We start from the raw sequence: 21,798 nt of genomic DNA, 5'->3' as shown, positions 1-21,798 counted from the left end.
CCCGGGCGGCGCGCCCAACCGCAGCATTCACGCCGACGAGATCCCCATGTCCACGACACCTCCCCGGGAGCTGCTGAAAGCCGCCGACATCGCGAAGATGGAACCGACGCGCGCGGTGCATTCGCTCAATCCCAATGCCGTTCGCCTCAAACGACAGCTCAGCGACCTGACCGGCCTCACGCAGATCGGCGCGCACCTGCTCACGCTGATGCCCGGGCACGAATCGGCCGAGTATCACCGCCACCTGTACGAGGAAGAATGCGTGTACGTGCTGTCCGGCACCGGCTCGGTCACGATCGGCGAACGCACGTGCGAAATCGGGCCGGGCGATTTCCTCGGTTTTCCGCGCGGCGGTGACGCACACACGTTGCAGAACACCGGCGAGGTGCCGCTGGAACTGTTCATCCTCGGCCAGCGCCTCGAACACGACGTCTGCGAATACCCGAGAATCGGCAAGCGGCTTTACATCGCCGGCGAGCTCGAGGATTTCGTCGACCTGCCGAAACGGCCGTAGACGGCACGCATCCGCATCGGCCGTCGTCATGCTTATGATGCGGGAACGCCACTGACAGGATTCCACGCCATGGACGCGCCGCATCCGCCGATGAATGCCCCGATTTCCGAAACGGAACCTGAAACCGAAACCGTCGCCGAGCCCCGCGCGTCGCGCGTGCATCGGCCTGTCGCGCTCGTCACCGGATCGACGTCGGGAATCGGCGCGGCCATCGCGCGGCGCCTGGCGGCGGACGGCTACGCGGTGATCCTCCATTCGCGCAGTTCCGCCGACACCGGTCGCGCGATGGCGCGCGAACTCGGCGCGACCTACGTGCAGGCCGATCTCGCCGACGACGCGCAACGCGTGCGGTTGATTCGCGACGCGCTGGCGGTGCACGGCCGCCTCGACGTGCTGGTCAACAATGCGGGCGTCAGCCGCGTGATTCCGCACGACGATCTCGCCGCCGCGACGCCCGACGTGTGGCGCGAGATGCACGAGATCAACGTGATCGCGCCGTTCCGGCTCGTGGCCGAAGCGCAGCCCGCGCTGCTCGAAGCGGCGTCGGGCGGGCGTGCCGGGTGCGTCGTCAACGTCAGCTCGCACGCCGGCGTGCGGCCGAAGGGGGCGTCGATTCCCTATGCGGCGGCGAAGGCCGCGCTCAATCACACGACGCGCTTGCTGGCGCGTACGCTCGCGCCGGCGATTCGCGTCAATGCGGTGGCGCCGGGGCTCGTCGACACACCGCTGACCGCGGACTGGACCGACGCGCAGCAGCTCTGGCGCGAGCGCGCGCCGATGCGCCGCGCGGCGACGCCGGACGACGTCGCGCAGACGGTTGCGATGCTCGTCGCGTCCGATTATGTGACGGGCGAGATCGTGATGCTCGACGGGGGGATGAACCTGACGTGACCGGTAAACGCTCTCGAGGTCAGCCGAGGTTCGACCGCAGCCGCGCGAGCGCCTGATCGTGCGTGCGTTCGAACTTCAGCGGCGTGACCGCGATATAGCCTTCGCCGAGCGCGACCGTTTCGGAACCCGCATCGTCGTCGCGCGGTGCGCGCGCCAGTTTCAGCCAGTGGTATTCGATGTCGCGCGGATCGCGCCCCGACACGATGTCGACGCCTTGCAGCATGCCGGCGCCCTGGTTCGTCACCTTCAGGCCGCGCACGTCGTCGGCCGGCCGCGCCGGGAAATTCACGTTGAGGCACGCGTCGCTGTCCCAGCCGGCCGCGACGAGCCGGCGAATCACGTCCGGCGCGTGCGTGAGCGCCGTATTCCACGGCACCGCGTTGCGGTCGACGAACGCCTGGCTCAGCGCGATCGCCGGCACGCCGACCAGCATGCTCGTCATCGCGGCGCCGACCGTGCCGGAGAACACCGTTTCGGTGCCGAGGTTCGCGCCGCGATTGACGCCGGACAGCACGAAGTCGGGCCGCGCGTCCTTCATCAGGTGGCTGACCGCGATCGCGACGCAATCGCCCGGCGTGCCGCGCACCGCAAAACGGCGCTCGCCCTTGCGATGCACGCGCAGCGGTTCGTGCAGGCTCAGCGAATGCGACGTGCCGCTCTGGTCCTCCGCCGGCGCGACGATCCAGACTTCGCGCGCCAGTTGCGTGGCGACCTGTTCGAGCACTTCAAGGCCGGGGGCGTCGAATCCGTCGTCGTTGGTGAGCAGGACGCGGTCGAACAGCGGGCGGGTTTCTTGCATCGGGACGATCCTCGCAGGTAGGCAATGAGAGGGGAAAGGCATCGCAGGTACACCCGCAAGGCTAGCATCCCGTCGCGGCGCATGTTGTGTCGTGTCATGCCGCATCTCACTGCACCTCACCTTAGCGCACCTCACCTCAGCCACCTCAGCGCACCTCAGCGCACCTCAGCGCACCTCAGCGCACCGCACCGCACCGCACCGCGCCGCGCCGCACCGCACCGCGCCGCGCCCGGCGCCCGCCGCGCGTGGATACGCGGATACGAAAACAGGCGCATGGCGCGCCCGTTTTTCCGCTTCGATGTGCCGGCCGGGCGGCGAGTGGGACCCGCGAGATCCGATTACCCGAGCAGATGCCGCAGCAGGCCGGCCGACGCGACGCCGACGATCACGGTCGGCAGGATCGACAGGCGCGTCGCCGCGATCAGTGTGACGGCGAGCGCGAGCAGGTCGGCCGGGCGCGTCGACACGAACGCCGGCGCGATCACCGAGATCAGCACGCAGCCGGGCACGTTTTCCATCACCGACGCCATCCGCGGGCTCAGCGTGCGGTTGCGCAGCAGCACGTAGCCGAGCACGCGCGACAGGTAGGTCGTCGACGCCATCAGCACGATGGTCGCCGCCGTCGCGAAATCAGGCAGCATCGCGCGGCTCCCACAGCAGCGCGGCGATCAGACCCGCGCATGCGCCGGCCGCGACGTACCACGCGCCGGGCACCGCGAGGTGCGTGGCGGCCGCGACGACGAGGCTGACGAACCACGGACGGCTCGCGCGCATGCCTTTCCACATGCCGCGCAGCAGCACCAGAAACACGGCGGTGAACGCCATGTCGAAGCCGTATTGCTCGACGTCGCCGATCGTCGGGCCGAGTGCCGCGCCGAGCGTCGTCATCGAGATCCACGTCAGGTAGAGCCCGGAACACACGCCCGCGTAATAGGGGACGCTGATGTGCGTGGCCGAGCGCGAGCGTGCGTCGGCAAGCGACATCGCCCAGCTTTCGTCGCACATGAAGAACAGCGCGGCGAACGCGCGGCGGCGCGGCAGGCGCCGGATGTACGGCGCGAACGCCGCCCCCATCAGGATGTGGCGCGAATTCACGAGGAACGACATCGCGACGATCAGCGCGATGTGCGGCGGCGACGTCCACAGATGGATCGCCGCGAATTCCGAGCCGCCGCCGAAGTTCAGGCCCGTCATCATCGGCACCTCGAACAGGCTCAGCCCTTTTTGCTCGGCCTGCGCGCCGAGCACCAGCGCGAACGGCACGAAACCCAGCATGACGGGCAGCGCCGCGCGCAAGCCACGACCCATCTCGGCGACATAGGCGGGCTTGTCGCGAAGCCCGGTCGACGTTGAAACGCTACTGCTCATTACTCCTCCTTCGGGGGAGGAGGATTGTCTGCTTTTTTGACTCGAATCGGGTTGCGTTGCGGACCAATTTTTATGAGAATTTGGCATCCAACGAGTGATTTGCGATTTTTTTGGAATTCGATGCCAATGAAGCTTGACGCTATCGACCGCCGGATCCTGAGCGCGCTGCAGCGCGACGGCCGCATGCAGAACGTGGAACTCGCGCACGAGGTCGGGCTGTCGCCGTCGCCGTGCCTGCGGCGCGTGCGGCTGCTCGAGGAAGCGGGCGTGATCGAAAAATACGTGGCCGTGCTGAACCCGGCGAAGGTCGGCAAGGGGCTGACGATCTTCACGCGCGTGTGGCTGAAGGGGCAGGACGCGGAATCGGTGAACCGCTTCGCCGAGGCCGTCCAGCAGATGCCGGAAGTCGTCGAATGCCACCTGATGGCCGGCGATTGCGATTTCCTGCTGCGCGTCGTCGCGGCCGATATCGACGACTATCGGCGTTTCCAGATGGAATACCTCACGCGCATTCCCGGCGTGCTCAGCGTGAAGACCGACATTCCGATGCAGAAGGTCAAGCTCACGTCGGCGCTGCCGACGTAACGTGACGCGGGCGCGCGACGGCGATTCCGCGAATCGTCACCAGCCGGTGACGATCGGCCGATACACTGTCGGGACAAGCCGCTTCGCCGCGCACTGGCTGCATCGCAGTGCGACTTCGATGCGCAAGCAACTAACGGTCAACCGCGACGCGATCGACGAACACGCGCGCCGCGCGCGACGTGACCGGCCGATCGATGCGTTTTTCTTGTCGAGCCATTCATGCAGCCATTCAACGATCCGTGGAATTCGCTGGAAATCGTCAAGCTCGTGCTCGGTGTGCTGACGCCGTTGTCGGTCGCGTGCCTGGGCTGGCTCGTCGCGCGCCGGCTGAAGTGGCTCGAGCTCGTGCAGTGGACCAACCAGCGGCTGATCGAGAAGCGGCTCACGCTGTACGACACGGTCGCGCCGCAACTCAATGCGCTGCTGTGCTTCTACACGTGGATCGGCTACTGGAAGGACATCTCGCCGGACGACGTGATCCGCGCGAAGCGCGAACTCGACCGCACGTTTCACATCTACCGCTACCTGTTCGACGACGACGTGTACGACGCGTATCACACGTTCATCCACGCGTTGTTCGAGATGCACACGGGGCCGGGTCGCGATGCGCGGATCCGTTCGCTGATCCTGTCGCCGGACGGTGACCGCAGCGTGCACGGCACGTATGAATGGAAGGCGGCGTGGTCCGAGCGGTTCTCGACCTCGAACGTGGCGGACAAGGCCGACGTGGTGCAGTTCTACACGCGGCTGATGGAGCGGCTGCGCGTGGCGCTGGGCGCGAATCGCTGACGATTGCGCACGCGTGCTGCGCGCCGGTACCGGAATTCGCTACCCGGCGGCGCGGATTGATTCCCTCACGCACGGCGCGGATGCGCGACGCGGCCGCGGCTGACATGCTCGCGCCATGTCCATTCGCGTGAGGTTCGCATGCACGTCGACACGGGTTCCCGGCCGCTCATGGCTCGTCGGCCGGGTGCGTACGCTCGGCGACGTCGAGACCTTCGATACGCTGCTGCGCCGCAATCCCGATCATCCGCTCGGGTTCTGGAAGATCTGGTATTTCGGCCGGATTCCGTGGCAGCGCCGCACGGTGACGCCGGCGAGCGTGTTCGAGAGCCGTGAGTTGCGTGTGGTGGTGGATACGCGTGGACGCGATCCCGGGGCGCGGGAACTGCGTGGCTCGGAAGAGGCGGAAACCGGTGGCGCATCTGATTGCTGATGCGGCATCGTCCGGGGTTTGAACAACCGTGGCGACGCGCCGGCCGCTCGACCGGCCGGTGGTCGGAACGAGGAATCAAGCGAACGAGATCACGAGTTTCTTGCCACAAGCTGCCGCGTACTTGCGAAGCGTATCGATGGACGGTGAATGCTGGCCCGTTGCGAGTGCGCGCTCGAGTCGCGTCACTGCCGGTGCTTTGGTGCCCATGCGCTGGGCTACATCGGCTTGCGACAGGCCGGCGTCTCGCCGAGCAGCCAGCATCACGTCGAGCAGTGCGAGTTCTTCGCGGTTCAGTCGTTCGTATTCGGCGCGCACCTCGGGGTCGGACAATGCCCGCGCGCGCAGTTCCTTATACGTTGCCATCTTGAACCTCCTTGAGTCGGTAGCGCGCGATCTCCAGTTCTTTCCGGGGCGTCTTTTGCGTCTTCTTTACGAAACAATGAAGCATGACGATACGCCGATCGACGATCGCGCAATAGAACACTCTGGCGATACCTTCGGCGCCCTTCAGTCGCATTTCGTACAGCCCGTTTCCCATTGACTGGGTGTGCGGCTCGCCAAGATTCGGGCCGTACTGCTCCATGCGATCAGCGAGCGCAAAGAAACGGGCAAGCAGCGTCGTCGGTAACGTGACGCCCCCCGTCTCTACGCGCGCATTGAAGAATTGAATTTCGCACGCGTTAGCTGACATGATAACAAATATGTTATGTTTGTGCAAGTGCGGAGTTCGCCCGCGACTGTGGACGCGGGCGGGCGTTCGGTGCGTTCGAAGCGTCGTTACGTCGCGTCGGGATTTCGGTCAGGAAGGGGGCGTTCGACGAGATTCGGATGGCCTGAATCGGGCAACGCGTGCGATTCGGTATCGGCGCGGGTGGCGCACGTTGGAAGCTGCGGCGTGGAGAGGTCGATCATGGAAGTCCCTTTATGCCGGACACGCGTGAACGCGCGTGAAAGGGAGGTCAGTTTGGGAGCGAGCGTGGAGCGGGTCAATTGACCGGACGGCCGATGATCCGATGCGCCGGTACAGTCGATCGCCAATGGATTCGCTGCTTTTCGGTGCGGCGACGAACGCATGTCATGCGATCACGCACGAATCACGCGCACGCCACCGCGCCGATCACTGCTTCCGGCAAGCCACCTGATAATCGATCACGGTATTCGCCGACGGCGTGTCCGGCTCGCCGCCGGCCGTCGTCACGCCGAGCACGCCGGACACACTCCGATACCGCAGCGCGCAATAGCCCATGCCGGTGCCCGAGCAAGCTTCGGCTTCGATGATCCCGTGCTTCGCGAGCGTCGCCGCGCCGTCCATCGGGTCCGGCTTCTCGTGCGGACGCAGCGGCTGCCATCCACGCGAGATCAGAATCTTGCGCGCCACGTCGAGCGGCTTGCCGTACACGTTGGGCACGACCGCACGGCCGCGACAGTACGTGCGTTCTGCCGCGACCGTGGTCAGCCGCAAGCCGCCATTTTCTTCGCGCAGCTCGGCGACGGGCGCCGACGGGCCGTCACCGCCCCAGACCAGCAACGCGCCGCTTTCCAGCTGCTCGACCGAGCCGAGCTGCCAGCCGGCCGAGCGTGCCGTATAGCCGAGCGCGACGAGCGTCGTGCCGTCGAAGACGCCGATGTTCGCGTTGCGCGCAAAACAGATCGCGCTCGTCCCCGGCTTGAACCCGCTCGCGAACGTGACGACGGTGTAGCGGCCGAGCGGCGCTTCCGAGGTCACGATCCAGCCGAGCTTCGCGACGTCGCGGCCAGCCGCGGTGGCGGTCTTCGCGCGATATCGCGCGCAGAACGCGTCGAGTGTGCCGTGTTCCGGCGAGCGCGGCAGCGCGCCGAGCGGAACCAGGGACGCGCCGGCGATATCGGAGGCCGCACGCAGCGTCTCGGCCGACGCTGCACCGCCGGGTGCGACGCACGCGAGTACCGCGATCGATGCGATGCGGCGGGCAAACAGCGGGACAGTCATGCGATGCACGTGGATGGTCTCCGGGAAAGAACGGGGAGTCGCGATGGTCGCGGTTTTCCGCGCAGGTGTCACGACGGCACGGTGCACGAGGCGGCGGCGTCAGTGCGCCGCTCCGTCCTGATGCAGCACCTTCTCGAACAGCGCCTGCGCGCGTTCGGCGGACATCCCGTTGTGGAATACGCTCGGCTCGCCTGCGTGCCATTCGTCGCATTGCGCGCATGGAAACCGGAATGTGGCCATGCGTGACCGCGTCGGAACCGTGAGGTGTGGCAGTGACGGACGCGCGGTGAAGCGCGCGGCGGGCGCGAGCCGCTGCGGCGCGTCGACCCGCAGCGTACCCGCCCGTCGCCCGGCGCTCAGGCCTTCGCGACCACGTCGATCCGCAGCGCTTCGCCGCCGTCGACGATCGCGAGCAGACGATCGACGTTCGGGTGCGCGCCCGGGCGGTTGCGCGCGTCGGCGGTGTGCTCCGCGAACACGGCGAGGCCGTGCTCGGCGGCCTTCGCGTCAAGCGCACCGAACGCCTGCTTCAGGTAGTTGTACACCGCGAGCGAGCCCTGCTTGCCCGGCTGGTTCTCGATGCTCGCGACCACGTCGCCGTTCGCGCCGACGAGATCGATGCGCGCGACGCCGTCGATGGCCGGCAGTTGAGCGAGGTTGTCCTTGAATACTGGGGTCGGTTGAATCACTGAAAACACTCCGTCGGTTCGATAAAAGGCGAGGCGGCCCGTATCTTAGCCGATCGGGCGTTGCGTTTCGCGCGGCCCGTGCGCGAGACGATGCAGGGCGCGCGCGGTGGGTGCGACCGTGCAGGACGAAGCACGATTTGGAGAGGCGGTCATCGGTGTTCTCCAGGTTATCCGCCGCACCGACGCGCGGCGGCAATGAAGCGGATTCAGGGAAGTGCGGCACGCAGTGACGAGCGATCTCGACGCGGTTCGCGTCACGCAGGCCGCCGCGCGTTATCGCCGGGCAACGTCCATCGACATGCCGGCCTCACGCGAGCGCTCGATGTCCGGGCTGCGATACGCGCGCTCGGGAATCTCGGCGAGCCGGGACGTATGCACCTGATGCGGCGCCAGGCCGTAGAACTTCTGGAAGCTCATGATCAGCGGCGACCATTTGTCGGGATCGATGTGGTCCGGATGGCCGTTAGCCAGCAGACCCGGATGCACGTGCACACGCTGGATGCGCAGCTCGAATACGGTGATCTTTCCGCGCAGGTCGGGCGTGTCGTCGCCGATCCCGTGCGAGGCCGCGACGACGGCCTCCATGTGCACCGGGCATTCGAGCGCGCGCGGCGGCGCGACGGTCTGCGACGCCGCCTCGGTGAGCCCGGCCGTGCCGAACTTGTCGGGTTCGAACACGTAACCTTTTGCCCGCTTCCCGTCGGGCACCGGATACGTGCCCGTCGTGCGCGCGATCCGGTCGACCGCGTGCGCCTGCGCCGACGACGGCAGGTTCAGCACGCATTCGCCCGCGCGCAGCAGGTTGCGCGTGGTCTGCGAACTGGCGGCGATGCCGATCACGCCGCGCCAGCCGAGCCAGAACGCGGACGAGATCGGTGCGAGATTGGCCGTGCCGTTTTCGTTCAGCGTGCTGACCAGCACGACGGGCGTGCCGAAATAGAGGATGTTCGGTTCGGTGACGCGATGCGGAGCATTCATGGTCGGCGCCTTCGTTGATGGATCGGTCCTCATGCTGATCCTGTCGCTGCGGCGCGGCGCTCCGGATCTTGTCATGTCATTCCGGCCGGCGCGCGCAGGTGGTGTACGCGTCGGCCGGAGCCCGCCGACATCGCGCGCGCTTTTCCGCTACAGTAGGAAATCGCAGGCCGAGCCCGCCGCATCACGCAGGCGCGCGCGGCCATGTTCCGCCAACGCTCACGAGGGCCTGATGGATACCGAGCAACGCTACACCGCCAATGCGCCGACGCGCGCGGAAGTCGACGCACTGGGCGGCGCAACCGTCATCGAATTCGGTGCGAACTGGTGCGGGATCTGCGCGAGTGCGCAGCCCGCGATCGCCGCGTCGTTTTCCGCGCATCCCGCCGTGCGTCACCTGAAGATCGAGGATGGCCCGGGCCGCCCGCTCGGCCGCTCGTTCGGCGTGAAGCTGTGGCCGACGCTGGTGTTCCTGCGCGACGGTGTCGAGGTCGCGCGCGTCGTGCGCCCGTCCGACGCTAAGCAGATCGAAGCCGACGGCTTCGCCGCATTCGCCTGAGGTCGACATCATGCAACAGGCCATCACGCACATCGGCGTCGACGCGCGCGGGAGCGGCCTCGTCGAGTTCACGCCGCAGGTGCGCGCATTCGTCGACCAGCAGGCGATCCGCACCGGGCTGCTGACCGTGTTCTGTCGCCATACGTCCGCGTCGCTGTTGATCCAGGAGAACGCGGATCCGTCGGTGCAGCGCGATCTCGAACGCTATTTCGCGACGCTCGCACCCGAGGACGACACGCGCTACGAGCACGACACCGAAGGGCCCGATGACATGCCCGCGCATCTGCGCACGGCGCTGACGCAGGTGCAGCTGTCGATTCCGGTCGAGCACGGGCGCATGGTGCTCGGCACGTGGCAGGGCATCTACCTGTTCGAGCATCGCCGCGCCGCGCACCGGCGCGACATCGTGCTGCATCTGATCGGCGAATGAGTATCGACGGGTGACGCGGCGCAGGCGCGCGATGCGATGCCGTGCGCATGCGCACACGGTATCGCGGGCTTACGCGAGCAGCTTCTCGACGAGCGCGCCGAGTTCGCGCAGGTGGACAGGCTTCGGCAGGAATTCGTCGAATACCTGCTTGTTTTCGCGCAGCGCCGCCGACTCATACGCGCTGACGCCGAGGATCGCCGGATGGCGGCCGTCGTCGTCGGGTTGCGCCACCGCCCGAATGCGCCGCGCGACTTCGAAGCCGCTCAGGTCCGGCAGCTCGAGATCGAGCACGACGATGTCGTAGCGGCCAGTGCCGAAGCGCGCGACGCCTTCCTGTCCGGTGCCGCACAGATCGGCCTCGATGCCGAGCGCCGACAGCATCGCGCCGAGCGTTTCGCGTGCGTTGTCGTTGTCGTCGACCACCAGCGCGCGCCGGTCCCGGTGCTCGGTCGCGGGCGGCAGTGCGGAGGCATCCCCGGCCGCGTGGCCGGCCGTGTCGATGCCCGGCACTTCGGCCGGCAGCGTCACGACGAACTCGCTGCCTTCGCCCACCGTGCTGCGCACGTCCACATGCCCGCGCAGCGTCGTCACGATCTCGCGCACGACGGCGAGCCCCATGCCGATTCCGTCCACGTGCAGCCCGACCGCGTCGTTCGCGCGATAGAACGGCTCGAAGATCTTCGACAGGTGTTGTTTCGCGATGCCGGCGCCCGTGTCGCGCACGGCGATTTTCAATTGCTGGCCGGCCGGCGCGTCGGCGAGCGAGATCGACACGTCGATCGATCCGCCGGCCGTGTACTTGACCGAATTCTCGATCAGGTTCGACAGCACCTGACGCAACAGCTTGCGATCGGAGCGGATCGCGAGATCGCCAGGCTCGACCTGCTGCGCGACCGCGATCCGTTTGGCCGCGATCTTCGCGCGCAGCGGATCGAGCACTTCGGCGAGCAGCGATGCGATGCCGACCGTTTCGGTTTCGGCGAGGCGCTTGGTCGAGCGCAGCTTGATGTAATCGGTCAGGTCCTTGACCAGCGCCTCGAGCGACGATGCGGAATTCTGCAGTCGCCGGATCGTCTTCAGGTTCGCGTCGGATTGCGGCCGTGCGAGCAGGATCTCGATCGATCCGCAGATCGCCTGCAGCGGCGTGCGCAGTTCATGGCTGACCATCCCGAGGAACGCGTTCTTCGCCTCGATCATCTCGAACGCGCGATCGGATGCCTTGCGCTCCGCATCGAGCGCCGCGTTCTGTCGTTCGAGCAGATCGTCGCGCGTGCGCATCGTATAGAACAGCAGCAGGAACAGCGCGCACAGGATCACGCCGAGGATGATGCCGAGCGACACGATCGCCTGCTGCTTTTCTCTCAGCTGATGGAACGTGAAGTCGCGCTGCGCCATCTCGATCGCACGGAAGTCGTTCGCGAGGCCGTTGACCTTCGGCCAGTACGTACTGACCTCGTCGATCACGCGCTGTGCGCCGCCCGGCGCGCTGCGCAGCAACGGCACTTCCTGCCTCAGGCGCGTCATGAATTCGCCGAGCGCCGCGATCTGGGCGCGGGCACGCGGGATGCGCAGCCAGTATTCGGACACCTCGGACGGCCGCTGCAGGAACCCGAACGACACCGACAGGCTGTCGAGCTGCATCTGCACGTGGTCGAAGTCGTCGTCCACGTGCGTCGCGTAGAGGATCAGCTGGCGGTCGAAGCGCGTGTAGACGTTGCGGTATTGCGCGGCGGTCCAGAACACGCCTTCACGCGGTCCTTCGAGCACGCCCTCGTTGACCGACGTCGCGAGCAGGTCCCACAGCAGGAACGCCCATGCGGCGAATCCCAGGATCCACAGCGATCCCAGGACCAGGATGATTTTTCTGTTCTTCCACCGCCCGCGCTTCATGTCGCGCGCTTACTTCACGGTCAGGCCGATGATCTGCCACGCGAACTTGGCTTCGCCGAGCGGCGTCTTGAGCTCGTCGGGATACTGGTCGCGCGGATACATGATCCACAGCGGGCCGTAGTTGTCGTTGCCGAGCACCTTGCCGTTCATCGTGCGCGCGAGGATCACGCCGTACTTGTCGGCATCCGACACGGGGATCGTGAACGTGTATTCGTCGATGCAGCGGAACTCGATCTGCGTGCCGTGCGCGTCGACGGCCTTCAGCACGTCGGACAGGCGCGGGCCGGTGAAGGTCGCCTTCGGCGTCCAGCTCGTCGACGTGACGATCGTGTACTGCGGCAGCGCCATCAGCGCCTGCTCGGTAAAGACGAACATGGTCTTGCCGGGCTGGTTGCTGCGGCCGATCTTGCCGTCGACGGTGAACGTGAACGACGCGGCCCAGCTCGCGGCAGCGATGCCGAGCAGGCCGGCCGTGACCAGGCTTTTGATCCAGATGGTCGAAACGCGCATGTCTTTCCTTCGGTCGTGTGCGTGTGGTGGTGGGTTTTCGCCGTGGGCTCAATTCGCGGCGGCGGCCGTGGCGGACGGCAGCGTGATCTTCAGTTCGCGCGCGACTTCGGCGAACAGGATCGGCAGGCGCACCGGCTTTTCCTCGCAGCGCGCGTTGTAATGCGACACGATGTGCGCGATTTCGTCCTCGCTCGCCTCGCCGGTGGAGATCTTGCCGGTCAGCAGGAAGATCGGCGCGTCGCCGTTCTCGCTCGAGCGGATGCCGCGCACGAGCTCGGCGGCCGTCTGGTCGCCCAGCATCCAGTCGAGGATGTAGCCGTCGAAATCCTCGACTTCCAGCGCCTTGCGGAACGATGCGCCGTCATAGTAAGGGATCGCGTTCACGCCTTTTTCGATGAAATATTCGCACACGGTTTCGGCGACGTCCTGCGAATCGTCGACCACCGCGATCCGCGCCGCGTAGACGGTCGGCTGGCTCGAGCGCAGTTCGATCACGTCGACCGGATAGAGGCGGCCTTCGCGTGCGTGCTGGCGTTCGGTGACGATCCATTCGCCCTGCCACTGCAGCGCGACGAAATCCGTTTCGATCTGGCTGCTGGCCTTCGCCGAGATCGCCGCGCGGCAGCGAAAGCGGCGCGACTCGATCACGAGCGTCGCGTCGATCATCTCGGCGGCGGCCGGCTGCGTGCCCTTGTCGTCGAGCAGGATCGCGGGCGGCACGCCGAAGTGCGTCGCGATGTCCTGCAACTGCGACAGGTTCCACGGGATCAGGCCTTTCATCTTGCGCGTGACGACCGAGAAACTGAGGCCCAGCACGTTCGCGATCGTGGTGTTGTGGCTGCGCGGCGGAATGCCGTTGCGCGTCAGCAGATCGTGCACCTTGGTGGCGGTGATGAGATCGACGTTGGCCTGCTCGCTATTGGGCATCTCGATGGGGTCTCCTGAGGTTGAGCGACGAAGAGCATATTCAAAAGTGACGCAATACGCAAACTTTGAAAATGCGAATCACCTTGACATGCCATTTTTCTCCATTATTATTGCTCACCACGTCACTATTGTTTGTCGCGTCATGTTTGGAGGCCGGCGTCGACACATTCGGCCCGGCGAAAAGCGGCAGCCAGCGCGTGACTGAACGATTCGAAGAGAGCCAAAGAGAGCCTGAGAGAGCCTTGGACTGCGTGTCGGCGTGGGTGAATTGTATTCGCCTCGCCGCGCGCAAGCCGGGTACGCGCTCGCGGGGGCGGGATCGTGCGAAGCAATACGGCGCGAATAAGATAAGACGTGGGGAAAAAGCGCGAAATGGTTCGCCGGTACTCGCACCGGAGTTGCTGTTGCTATTGACCGCGTGTGCGCGGGATCCGTCCGTCACCGGCTATACCGTGCGGATCTGCGATGACTGCGATGACATAGGGTGTTTCGATCGCCCTGAAGTTTAGGTTTCCTATCAAAAGAAAGGCGATCCGGATGACCGCGAGGATCCGCTCATCGTGTCGCTGAAGCAGGCCGCGAAGACTCAGCCGAAGCCTGCCTATGACCTCGAGTGATTTCCGCGGCGACGGCGTGTGCCAGGCCGCCGCGCGTCGGGTGTGTCGGCACGCGGCCGGGACGCACCCCGCCGCGGCCTTTCGCGGCTTCGAATCTAGGTCAAGTTCTAAATGACGCTTCAATCGTAATTGACAAGTACGAAACGGTTCGGCCGGGGTGGACGCTTCCGCACGCGTTTGGCATTGTCGGAACTCATTTCACCTTTCCACTGGTGAGTTCCCGCAACATCGTGCGATCCGGATCGGCATCGTTCGGCGCCGCGGTGCTCGTCGCTCGTCATGCCGCAGAGTCCGCTCCAATCCCTGCGCCGCTATCTGAGCATTTCGGTGTTCGGTGGCGGCATCGTCGTTACGATCCTGGTCCTGATTGCATGCGGTCTCGGGATGGTGGCGATCATCTCGGGCCATGTCGAGGGCGAACGGCGCAATTACCTGAACGGGCTGGAGCAGACGCTCAACGAGATCCAGGTGAGCGAGACGTCGTTCCGCAACGGCGTCGCGAACGCGCAGCTGATCTGGCGCGAAGCCGATAGCGCGCCCGCGTCGGACGTCGACGCGTTCTTTCGCGACGGCCAGCGCGTCGCGATCCGGCCGCATCCGTCGCTCGTGCTCGGCGTGCCCGGGCGAACCGGCGATCGCGCCGAGGTGGCGCGCTACCTGTCGCTGTCGGTGCTGCTGTCGCGCATCTGCGCGGCGAGTTCGATCAATCGCGGGCGCACGCTGGAGGGTTACCACTACAGCACGCGCACGGGCATGTTCGGGCTGGTGCCGAACCGGAATCCCGACGATCCGGCGCTGGCATCGCCCGACGCGCGCGCCCGCGTGCTCGATGCGCTGCACATCGATTTCGCGCGCGCGTATCCGCCGATCGTCGATGCCCGGCCGCACGTGCGCTGGCTACCGCCGTTCACCGATCCCGTGTCCGGGCAGCCGCGCATCCGGATCGCGGCCGAAGCGCGCGACAACGGCAGGACGTTCGCCGTGCTCGTGACCGAATATTCCCCCGATTACCTGCTGTCGTGGCTGGCCGATTACCGCCCCGGCGGCGCGTTCTACATCACGACCGCCGATGGCCGGCTCGTCGCGATGGATCCCGCCGCGGGCGATGCGGGCAGCACCGCGCGCCTGCTGGAACTGGCGCCGTGGCGCGGTCGCGCGTCGTCGGGGGCGCCCGTGTTCCGCGACGGCTTCCTGCTGTTTCACGGCCGGCTCGAATCGACCGGCTGGACGTTCGCGTATGCGCTGTCGTGGGCCGACGTCGCGGCCGGTGTCGCGCGTTCGGCCGGCACGCTGCTGGCGGCAACGCTGCTGACGCTCACCGTCATGTGGGGATTGCTGCTGCGTTTTCACCGACGCGAGTTCGCGCCGCTCTATGCGCGTTCGCAGCGCGTGTTCGACAGCGAGGCGCTGTGCCGCAGCGTGATCGAGATGGCGCCGATCGGGCTCGGGCTGATCGCGCGCGACGACGGACATTTCCTGCTCGCGAGCCCCGCGCTGAGGGAGATGGTCGCGCGGTTCGGCGGCGACTTTCACGCGCTGTCGAACCAGGTGGCCGCCGCGTGGCAGGCGCACGTCGCGCGCGGCGGCGACGGCGTGCTGCACGACGATCTCGTGCTGGGCGGCGGCGAGGACGCGCATCTGCACCTCGAATTCATCGCATGCGGCGCGCGCTATCAGGGGACGGACGTGCTGATTGCCGCGGTCGCGGACACGACCGCGAAGCATCAACTGATGCAGAAGCTCGAGGAGGCCGTGCGCGCGGCCGACTCGGCGAACGCCGCGAAATCGTCGTTTCTCGCGGCGACGAGTCATGAAATCCGCACGCCGCTGAACGTGATCCTCGGCAACCTCGAACTGCTCGAGCGCTCGGCGCTCGACGCGGTACAACATGGCCGGGTCGGCACGCTGCGCACGTCGGCGACGAGCCTGCTCGCGCTCGTCAACGACATTCTCGATTTTTCGAAGATCGAGGCCGGTGCGATGCAGGTCGAGTCGATCGAATTCGATGCGATCGCGGCGGTCGCGCGCGAGTTGAGCGCGTTCGCGCCGATCGCGAAGGCGAAGGGGCTGCAACTGTTCTGCGAAGTCGACGCAGCCGACACGCAACCGATGCGCGGCGATCCGACACGTTTCGCGCAGGTACTCGGCAACCTGCTGAACAATGCGATCAAGTTCACGAGCGCGGGCCGCGTGACCGTGCGCGTGGCGATCGTCGAGGAAGGCAAAGGCGCGCCGGCGTTGTCGGTCGCGATCGAGGACACGGGAATCGGCATCGCGGCCGAGCATCGGCACAAGCTGTTCAGCGCGTTCTCGCAGGTCGATTCGTCGATCACACGGCGCTATGGCGGCACGGGGCTCGGGCTCGCGCTGTGCCAACGGCTCGTCGCGGCGATGGGCGGCCGCATCGAGGTGGCGAGCGAGCCGGGCGTCGGCAGTTGCTTCACGGTTCTTCTGCCGCTCGGCGTGGAGGTTGCCGCGTCGGGCAGGCCGGCTCGCGCGCGTGCGCTGACGTTCGTCGCCGCCGATCCCGAGTGGCGTGCGTTCGCGTTGCCGCATCTGCGTGCATGGGGATTCGACATCGACGTGTACGACAGTCCGTCGAGCCTGCCGGCCGGCGTGGCCGGGCCGGTCGTGCTGTTCGGCGATCCCGATGCCTGGTCGCATGCGGAACTGGATCGCTTGCGCGACTGCGCGCCGCTGATTCTCGCGACACGCGACGGCCCGCTCGAACCGTACCGGACGGGCGGCACGGTGCGCGTGTCGAGCTATTCGCTCGGCGGTCTGCGTGCGGCGCTGGCCGACGACGAGTCGTCGGGCGACGCTTCGCCGGGTGATGCTTCGTCGGGCGACGCTTCGCCGCCGAACGACCACGCGATGCCGCGCGGCGGCGGCCGTGCATTGCGCGTGCTGGTCGCCGACGACGTCGCCGTCAACGGCTCGATTTTCCGCGAGCAGCTGCAGGCGCTCGGCTGCGCGGCGGCCGAGGTCGAGTCGGGGCGTGCCGCGCTCGAATCGCTGGCCGGCGGCGGCTGGGACGTGCTGCTGATCGGTGCAGACCTGCCCGACATGTGCGCCCACGTGCTCGCCGAGGCTGCGCGCAGCGCGGCCGGTTGCGACGTGCTGGTTGTGACCTCGCACCTGACGCCGGACGGCATGCGCCGCTGCGCGGCGGCCGGCGTGCGGCGCGTCCTGACGAAGCCCGTGACGCTCGCACATCTGCGCGCCGCGCTCGCGCAGCACGACGGCGGCATGCCGTGGCTTAGGCGGCCTGCCGAGCGCGCGACGGCGCTGCGTGACGAGTAAGCGGTTGTCGAGCGATCGACCGCCGTGAATGCGGCGAATGCCGCAAACGCAGCAAACGCAGCAAACGCAGCAAACGCAGCAAACGCAGCAAACGCAGCAAACGCAGCAAACGCAGCAAACGCAGCAAATGCGGCAAACGCAGCAAACGCAGCAAACGCAGCAAATGCGGCAAATGCGGCAAATGCGGCAAATGCGGCAAATGCGGCAAATGCGGCAAACGCGCGAAGCGCTTTGTCGCGGCCCGAAATGAAACAGGCAGGATGCCGGCGGACGCCGCACGGCACATTTCACATCAACCTGGGAGGGGAACGCCGTGCGTCACGCATGGAAGATATTCGCACTGCTGCTCGAGTTCGCCGCGCTTTCCGAGAAGGGCCGCCGGGAATTCCTGACGCTGATGAACGAGTTTCTACTGATGTCGCCGGCGCAGAAACGACGCGCGATCAACGAATGGAAGAGCAGGACGGATGGCGACTCGCCCGATCTGCCGGGCGATTCGGGCCGGCCGTAGCGCGTCCTCCTGCGGGCTGCGCGCCGTGACCTTGCCGCCGCGTCGCGCGCAACGGACCGACGTGCGTTCGACCCGGACGGAAGCGCTTCGGGAATTATCTTAAAATCGAGTCACTTTTTATCCGGCGAGCCGATCACGGCCAATCGTCGACGCGATGGTGCGAGCATGCTTGCCGTCGCGGCGGGAAACCGGATGCATGACTGCAAGCCTCGGGATACAAGAACATGGACGAATTCTTTGTGCGCGTGATGGTGGCCGACGATCATCCGGCATCCGCGCTCGGCATGTCGCAGGCGCTTCAGGGCAACAGCACGATCCGGCTCGTCGGCACCGTATCGAATTCGACGGATCTGGTCGCCGCGCTCGATGCACAGCAGAGCGACGTGCTGGTGCTGGATTACGTGATGCCGGGCGGCAAGTACGGCGACGGCCTCGGGCTGCTGTCGTTCCTGCAGCGCCGCTTTCCCGCGCTGCATATCGTGACGATCACGATGATCGACAATCCGAGCGTGCTGTATGCGATTCACCGGCAGGGCGTGAGCTGCATCCTCAGCAAGTCCGACGCGATCTCGCACCTGATCGGCGCCGTGCATGCGGCCTATGTCGGCGCGAACTACATGTCGCCGCACGTCAAGCAGCTGCTGCAGGACATCGATACGACGCCGATCGCCCGTGCGCTGACGACGCGCGAGATCGAGGTCGTGCGGTTGTTCTGCGCCGGCTACACGGTCGGCGAGATCGCCGCGCAGCTCCATCGCAGCAAGCAGACCATCAGCTCGCAGAAGTCGAGTGCGATGAAGAAGCTCGGCATCGTCCGCGATGCCGACCTGATTCGCTATGCCGACGAGGGGAAGCTCCCCGACGCGTCGGCGTCGCCCGCGCCGGGCACACCGGGCGCACCCGAATAGCGTGGCCGGCCGGTCGCGCCGGCCATGCGCGGCACGCCCGCCATCCTCATCACCCGAACGCATGCCAGACAAACTCAAACGGCACGCCGCGATGGGCGGCAAACCCTTCGACCCCGGCCGCGTCCGGCGCCAGCAACAGGCGCTGCTGTACGGCGGCGGCGCCGCGATTACCGCATTCATCCTGTTGTGCGCACTGCTCGTGATGCGGCTCGACGTCCAGGATTATCTGGCGCGATCGCGTTCGGCGTTCCTCGGGCGCAAGGCCGAACTCCAGGCCGAGCTGCAGGTGACGAAGGTCCTGCTGAACCGCTACGTCGACAACATGGAGCTGCTGTGGAGGCGCGGCGATTACGCGTCGCCCGACGTGCTCGCGCGCTTCGCGGCCGACGGCGGCAAGCTGGTGTACCGCGGGCGCGGCGGGCAGCCGACGTTCGTCGCGCTCGCGAACGTGACGCGGGCCCATCCGGCCGAGAGTTATGCCGCGTATCTGGCGATCATATTGCGGCAGGCCGAAGTGACGATCCTGCCGACCGCGCAAACCGTGCATTCGGGCTTGAGCGGCTACGTGATCGGGCTGGATGGCGAGTTTCTCGGCGTGGTGGGTCGCGAACTCGCCCAGCGCGCGCTCGCGCTGCCGCCCGGCGTCGATCTCGCGACGTTGCGGCATGAGTTGATGCCGCGCGAGGACAGCGCGCTGCCGCAGGCGCGCACGGGCGACAGCGGCACGCTCGTGGACGCACGCTTCGATCCGCTGCTCGGGCGTACGGTGCTGCGCGTCGCGCAGCCGTTTCGCGACGCGGCCGGCCGGCCGGTCGGCTGGTTCATGTTCAACGCCCGTCCACAGACGGAGGATTTGCTCGCGTCGCACGAGATCGACCGCAGCTACGCGCTCGTCGATCGGGACGGCGACGTCCTTGGCGGCCAGTCGTCCGATCGCAAGATGATCGCGTACGCGCTCGAAGAGGCAAACCATCCGCACGGCGAGCGCGCGGCCGCGCGCCGCATCGGCGGCCGCTTCGTGATCGGCGACGCGCTGCCCGACACCGATCTGGTGCTGGTGACGACGTTCTCGTGGCGCAGCGTACTGGCGGCAGTCGCCGCATCCGCGAGCCTGACGGTCGGCGGCGCGTTGCTGGCGATTACCGTGCTGTGGTTCGCGATCGTCACGTTCGACCGGCGCGCGCTGCGCGTCGCGAACCGGCGCGCGATCCGCCTGATCGAGAGCGAGGCGCTCAACCGGACGCTGATCCGCACGGCGCCGGCCGGGCTCGTGCTGCTGTCGCTGGCCGACGGCGAAGCGATCGTGCGCAACGACGCGATGCTCGCGTACGACCGGGAGGGGGCGGGCGAGCCGCTCGGCAAGCGCCTGTGGCGCGCGTACCGCGACGGCGCACGCGACGGCGGCGCCCGCGCGCTCGTCACGCACGAGCTGCCCGTCGAGCGCCGCGGGCGCGATACCGTGTACCTGGACGCGCACATCGTGCGCACCAAGTATCGCGGGATCGACGTGCTGCTGTGCACGTTGCTCGACATCACGGCCCGCAAGCAGGCGGAGGCGTCGCTGAGCGAAGCGCGCGAAGCCGCCGAGCAGGCGAACCGCGCGAAATCGACGTTTCTCGCGACGATGAGCCACGAGATCCGCACGCCGCTCAACGCGATCATCGGCAATCTGGAGCTGATGGAGCGCGGGGCGATGCCGACGCCGCTGCGGCGCCGGCTGGCGACGATCATGTCGTCGTCCGATGCGCTGCTGCGCGTGATCAACGACGTGCTCGACCTGTCGAAGGCCGAGTCGAACCAGATGGCGCTCGAGCATATTCCGTTCGATCTGCGCGGCGTGCTGCGCGACGTCGCCGCGATTTTCAGGCCGCTTGCCGAAGCGAAGCGCCTGACGCTCGCGTGCCGGCTGGCGCCCGAGCTCGCCGACGGCTACGTCGGCGATCCGGTGCGGCTGCAGCAGCTCGTGGCGAATCTCGTCAGCAACGCGATCAAGTTCACGACGCACGGCGACGTGACGATCGAGGCGCGCATCGCGCCGGCCGGCGCGGGCGGGCGCGCGGTCGAGATTGCCGTGAGCGATACGGGCGTCGGCATTCCCGAGGGCAGCATGGCGACGCTGTTCGACGTGTATATCCAGGCCGACGCGTCGATCTATCGGCGCTTCGGCGGCACGGGGCTCGGATTGCCGCTGTGCCAGCGCATCGCGAAGCTGATGGGCGGTGAGCTGAGCGTCGCCAGCCGGCTCGGCGAAGGCACGACCTTCGTCGCCGCGCTGCCGTTGCCTGCGGCGCCGGCCGGCTGGTGCGCGGCGCTGCCGGCGCCGGTCGCGGGTCACGGAGACGACGGTGGCGACGGTCGCGACGGTCGCGACGATGGCGACGATGGCGACGATGGCGACGCGCCGCCGCCGCACGAAGACGGCGAGCCGCTGCGCGTGCTGGTCGCCGAGGATCATCCGGCGAGTCGCGCGCTGTTGCAGGATCAGTTCGACGTGCTCGGTCACGACGCGACGATCGTGACGAACGGTGCCGAAGCGATGCGTGCGTACTTCGCCCATCCGTTCGACATCGTGCTGACCGATCTGGGCATGCCCGAACTCGACGGCTTCGCGCTGGCGAGGCTGCTTCACGAGCAGGGTTCGACGGTGCCGGTGATCGCGATGACCGCGCATGCGACTGACGACGATTACCGTCGGTGCGTCGCGGCCGGCGTGGCGGAGGTCGTGCTCAAGCCGCTGTCGATTCAGGCGCTTGATGCAGTGCTGCGCCGGCAGGCGGCGCGCCATCTTGCGGCCGTCACCGTCGCCGACGAGGCAGGCGGTCCGACCCACGTGTCGATCGAGATTCGCAACACCCTGAACGACGCAACCCTGAAGTCGCTGGCGGCGATCGGCGATGCGCTCGCGACCGGCGATCTCGAGCGGGTCAAGGGCGAACTGCATTCGATGCGCGGCGGTTTTGCACTGGTAGGCGACGTCGCAGCCAGCGACGCATGTGCCCGGATGGAGCGCGCGGCGAACGACGGCGATATCGGTGCGGTCGAGCGCTGCTGGTCCGGGTTCCGGCAAGAGATCGACGCTGCGCTCGAACGTCTGTTGCCCGACAGCGGGGAGCGGAGCGCTTAGGGTTGCGGCG

General features: G+C 67.0%; 22 protein-coding genes and 2 pseudogenes. 12 read left to right on the top strand and 12 right to left on the bottom strand.

Going from position 1 to position 21,798, the window contains the following annotated elements:
* Positions 1–46 precede the first annotated feature (46 nt).
* Positions 47–514 (top strand): cupin domain-containing protein, encoded by a 468-nt coding sequence (locus tag U4Z64_RS21255; protein ID WP_044845430.1) that lies wholly within the window; start codon positions 47–49, stop codon positions 512–514.
* 69 nt (positions 515–583) lie between these two features.
* Positions 584–1,405: an SDR family oxidoreductase gene (locus U4Z64_RS21250; RefSeq protein WP_321796179.1), complete on the top strand. Its 822-nt coding sequence runs from the start codon at positions 584–586 to the stop codon at positions 1,403–1,405.
* A 19-nt stretch (positions 1,406–1,424) separates the two neighbouring features.
* Here the strand turns inward: U4Z64_RS21250 and surE are convergent, their stop codons facing one another.
* From surE to U4Z64_RS21235, 3 genes are all read right to left on the bottom strand, one after another.
* The gene (gene surE / locus U4Z64_RS21245) at positions 1,425–2,204 is read right to left on the bottom strand and encodes a 5'/3'-nucleotidase SurE (protein WP_321820992.1); all 780 of its coding nucleotides are present in this window, start codon (positions 2,202–2,204) and stop codon (positions 1,425–1,427) included.
* Between the two features lie 338 nt (positions 2,205–2,542).
* Positions 2,543–2,845: an AzlD family protein gene (locus U4Z64_RS21240; RefSeq protein ID WP_321820991.1), complete on the bottom strand. Its 303-nt coding sequence runs from the start codon at positions 2,843–2,845 to the stop codon at positions 2,543–2,545.
* Entirely contained in the window at positions 2,835–3,572 is a 738-nt protein-coding gene (locus U4Z64_RS21235; RefSeq protein ID WP_321820990.1) for an AzlC family ABC transporter permease, read from the bottom strand. Before U4Z64_RS21235 ends, U4Z64_RS21240 begins: the two co-directional genes overlap by 11 nt.
* Before the next feature lie 126 nt (positions 3,573–3,698).
* On the opposite strand from U4Z64_RS21235, the gene U4Z64_RS21230 reads away from it, so the two are divergent.
* The 3 genes and pseudogenes from U4Z64_RS21230 to U4Z64_RS21220 all read left to right on the top strand — a co-directional run.
* Complete coding sequence (locus tag U4Z64_RS21230) at positions 3,699–4,157, top strand: Lrp/AsnC family transcriptional regulator (protein WP_006486309.1); 459 nt, start codon at positions 3,699–3,701, stop codon at positions 4,155–4,157.
* 219 nt (positions 4,158–4,376) lie between these two features.
* A complete protein-coding gene (locus U4Z64_RS21225; protein ID WP_321820989.1) occupies positions 4,377–4,946 on the top strand; it encodes a hypothetical protein in 570 nt (189 codons plus the stop codon).
* A 193-nt stretch (positions 4,947–5,139) separates the two neighbouring features.
* Positions 5,140–5,376 (top strand): annotated as a pseudogene (locus U4Z64_RS21220) (hypothetical protein); the annotation flags it as partial.
* Positions 5,377–5,451: 75 nt separating this feature from the next.
* Here U4Z64_RS21220 and U4Z64_RS21215 read toward each other — a convergent pair.
* The 6 genes from U4Z64_RS21215 to U4Z64_RS21190 form a co-directional block, all read right to left on the bottom strand.
* Positions 5,452–5,739, bottom strand: coding sequence for a helix-turn-helix domain-containing protein (locus U4Z64_RS21215; protein WP_044845424.1), 288 nt, complete (start codon positions 5,737–5,739; stop codon positions 5,452–5,454).
* On the bottom strand, positions 5,726–6,067 hold the full coding sequence (locus U4Z64_RS21210; RefSeq protein WP_321820988.1) for a type II toxin-antitoxin system RelE/ParE family toxin: 342 nt from the start codon (positions 6,065–6,067) through the stop codon (positions 5,726–5,728). Before U4Z64_RS21210 ends, U4Z64_RS21215 begins: the two co-directional genes overlap by 14 nt.
* 426 nt (positions 6,068–6,493) lie before the next feature.
* On the bottom strand, positions 6,494–7,345 hold the full coding sequence (locus U4Z64_RS21205; RefSeq protein ID WP_321820987.1) for a hypothetical protein: 852 nt from the start codon (positions 7,343–7,345) through the stop codon (positions 6,494–6,496).
* Positions 7,346–7,444: 99 nt separating this feature from the next.
* Positions 7,445–7,585 carry a hypothetical protein gene (locus U4Z64_RS21200; protein WP_193759801.1) on the bottom strand — a complete coding sequence of 47 codons (141 nt, stop codon included), beginning with the start codon at positions 7,583–7,585 and terminating at the stop codon, positions 7,445–7,447.
* 116 nt (positions 7,586–7,701) lie between these two features.
* A complete protein-coding gene (locus tag U4Z64_RS21195; protein WP_321820986.1) occupies positions 7,702–8,034 on the bottom strand; it encodes a DUF2322 family protein in 333 nt (110 codons plus the stop codon).
* A 273-nt stretch (positions 8,035–8,307) separates the two neighbouring features.
* Positions 8,308–9,012 (bottom strand): flavin reductase family protein, encoded by a 705-nt coding sequence (locus U4Z64_RS21190; protein ID WP_321820985.1) that lies wholly within the window; start codon positions 9,010–9,012, stop codon positions 8,308–8,310.
* Between the two features lie 229 nt (positions 9,013–9,241).
* Between U4Z64_RS21190 and U4Z64_RS21185 the strand changes: the two genes are divergently transcribed.
* Together U4Z64_RS21185 and U4Z64_RS21180 are read left to right on the top strand one after the other, a co-directional pair.
* Positions 9,242–9,568, top strand: coding sequence for a thioredoxin family protein (locus U4Z64_RS21185; RefSeq protein WP_321821052.1), 327 nt, complete (start codon positions 9,242–9,244; stop codon positions 9,566–9,568).
* Between the two features lie 10 nt (positions 9,569–9,578).
* Entirely contained in the window at positions 9,579–9,998 is a 420-nt protein-coding gene (locus U4Z64_RS21180; RefSeq protein WP_059605044.1) for a secondary thiamine-phosphate synthase enzyme YjbQ, read from the top strand.
* Between the two features lie 69 nt (positions 9,999–10,067).
* On the opposite strand, the gene atsR is transcribed toward U4Z64_RS21180, so the two are convergent.
* From atsR to U4Z64_RS21165, 3 genes are read right to left on the bottom strand one after another with little or no spacing between them, the layout of a single operon-like run.
* Positions 10,068–11,888, bottom strand: coding sequence for a hybrid sensor histidine kinase/response regulator AtsR (gene atsR, locus U4Z64_RS21175; RefSeq protein ID WP_321820984.1), 1,821 nt, complete (start codon positions 11,886–11,888; stop codon positions 10,068–10,070).
* Positions 11,889–11,897: 9 nt separating this feature from the next.
* Positions 11,898–12,398 carry a molybdopterin-dependent oxidoreductase gene (locus U4Z64_RS21170; RefSeq protein WP_321810619.1) on the bottom strand — a complete coding sequence of 167 codons (501 nt, stop codon included), beginning with the start codon at positions 12,396–12,398 and terminating at the stop codon, positions 11,898–11,900.
* A 48-nt stretch (positions 12,399–12,446) separates the two neighbouring features.
* Positions 12,447–13,325, bottom strand: coding sequence for a response regulator (locus U4Z64_RS21165; protein ID WP_321796200.1), 879 nt, complete (start codon positions 13,323–13,325; stop codon positions 12,447–12,449).
* 347 nt (positions 13,326–13,672) lie between these two features.
* Between U4Z64_RS21165 and U4Z64_RS21160 the strand changes: the two are divergent.
* From U4Z64_RS21160 to U4Z64_RS21140, 5 genes and pseudogenes are all read left to right on the top strand, one after another.
* Positions 13,673–13,936, top strand: a pseudogene (locus U4Z64_RS21160) (hypothetical protein); the annotation flags it as partial.
* Positions 13,937–14,221: 285 nt separating this feature from the next.
* A complete protein-coding gene (locus tag U4Z64_RS21155) occupies positions 14,222–17,245 on the top strand; it encodes an ATP-binding protein (RefSeq protein ID WP_321820983.1) in 3,024 nt (1,007 codons plus the stop codon).
* 313 nt (positions 17,246–17,558) lie between these two features.
* Positions 17,559–17,756, top strand: a complete 198-nt coding sequence (locus U4Z64_RS21150; RefSeq protein WP_044845414.1) for a hypothetical protein — start codon at positions 17,559–17,561, stop codon at positions 17,754–17,756.
* Positions 17,757–17,980: 224 nt separating this feature from the next.
* A complete protein-coding gene (locus tag U4Z64_RS21145) occupies positions 17,981–18,664 on the top strand; it encodes a response regulator (protein WP_044845413.1) in 684 nt (227 codons plus the stop codon).
* Positions 18,665–18,725: 61 nt separating this feature from the next.
* A complete protein-coding gene (locus tag U4Z64_RS21140) occupies positions 18,726–21,788 on the top strand; it encodes a hybrid sensor histidine kinase/response regulator (protein WP_321820982.1) in 3,063 nt (1,020 codons plus the stop codon).
* Positions 21,789–21,798 lie beyond the last annotated feature (10 nt).

Source organism: Burkholderia sp. BCC1996 (genome assembly GCF_905339955.1).
Taxonomy (GTDB): Bacteria; Pseudomonadota; Gammaproteobacteria; order Burkholderiales; family Burkholderiaceae; genus Burkholderia.
The sequence above is the reverse complement of the archived record's forward strand: the minus strand, read 5'-3'. Positions and strand labels throughout refer to the sequence as shown.

Coding starts and splice junctions, on each gene's coding strand:
- U4Z64_RS21155 (WP_321820983.1), top strand. CDS start 14,222: ATGCCGCAGAGTCCGCTCCAATCCCTGCGCCGCTATCTGAGCATTTCG.
- U4Z64_RS21250 (WP_321796179.1), top strand. CDS start 584: ATGGACGCGCCGCATCCGCCGATGAATGCCCCGATTTCCGAAACGGAA.
- U4Z64_RS21170 (WP_321810619.1), bottom strand. CDS start 12,398: ATGCGCGTTTCGACCATCTGGATCAAAAGCCTGGTCACGGCCGGCCTG.
- U4Z64_RS21200 (WP_193759801.1), bottom strand. CDS start 7,585: ATGGCCACATTCCGGTTTCCATGCGCGCAATGCGACGAATGGCACGCA.
- U4Z64_RS21145 (WP_044845413.1), top strand. CDS start 17,981: ATGGACGAATTCTTTGTGCGCGTGATGGTGGCCGACGATCATCCGGCA.
- U4Z64_RS21190 (WP_321820985.1), bottom strand. CDS start 9,012: ATGAATGCTCCGCATCGCGTCACCGAACCGAACATCCTCTATTTCGGC.
- U4Z64_RS21165 (WP_321796200.1), bottom strand. CDS start 13,325: ATGCCCAATAGCGAGCAGGCCAACGTCGATCTCATCACCGCCACCAAG.
- surE (WP_321820992.1), bottom strand. CDS start 2,204: ATGCAAGAAACCCGCCCGCTGTTCGACCGCGTCCTGCTCACCAACGAC.
- U4Z64_RS21140 (WP_321820982.1), top strand. CDS start 18,726: ATGCCAGACAAACTCAAACGGCACGCCGCGATGGGCGGCAAACCCTTC.
- U4Z64_RS21205 (WP_321820987.1), bottom strand. CDS start 7,345: ATGACTGTCCCGCTGTTTGCCCGCCGCATCGCATCGATCGCGGTACTC.
- U4Z64_RS21225 (WP_321820989.1), top strand. CDS start 4,377: ATGCAGCCATTCAACGATCCGTGGAATTCGCTGGAAATCGTCAAGCTC.
- U4Z64_RS21235 (WP_321820990.1), bottom strand. CDS start 3,572: ATGAGCAGTAGCGTTTCAACGTCGACCGGGCTTCGCGACAAGCCCGCC.
- U4Z64_RS21230 (WP_006486309.1), top strand. CDS start 3,699: ATGAAGCTTGACGCTATCGACCGCCGGATCCTGAGCGCGCTGCAGCGC.
- U4Z64_RS21210 (WP_321820988.1), bottom strand. CDS start 6,067: ATGTCAGCTAACGCGTGCGAAATTCAATTCTTCAATGCGCGCGTAGAG.
- U4Z64_RS21255 (WP_044845430.1), top strand. CDS start 47: ATGTCCACGACACCTCCCCGGGAGCTGCTGAAAGCCGCCGACATCGCG.
- U4Z64_RS21185 (WP_321821052.1), top strand. CDS start 9,242: ATGGATACCGAGCAACGCTACACCGCCAATGCGCCGACGCGCGCGGAA.
- U4Z64_RS21215 (WP_044845424.1), bottom strand. CDS start 5,739: ATGGCAACGTATAAGGAACTGCGCGCGCGGGCATTGTCCGACCCCGAG.
- U4Z64_RS21180 (WP_059605044.1), top strand. CDS start 9,579: ATGCAACAGGCCATCACGCACATCGGCGTCGACGCGCGCGGGAGCGGC.
- atsR (WP_321820984.1), bottom strand. CDS start 11,888: ATGAAGCGCGGGCGGTGGAAGAACAGAAAAATCATCCTGGTCCTGGGA.
- U4Z64_RS21240 (WP_321820991.1), bottom strand. CDS start 2,845: ATGCTGCCTGATTTCGCGACGGCGGCGACCATCGTGCTGATGGCGTCG.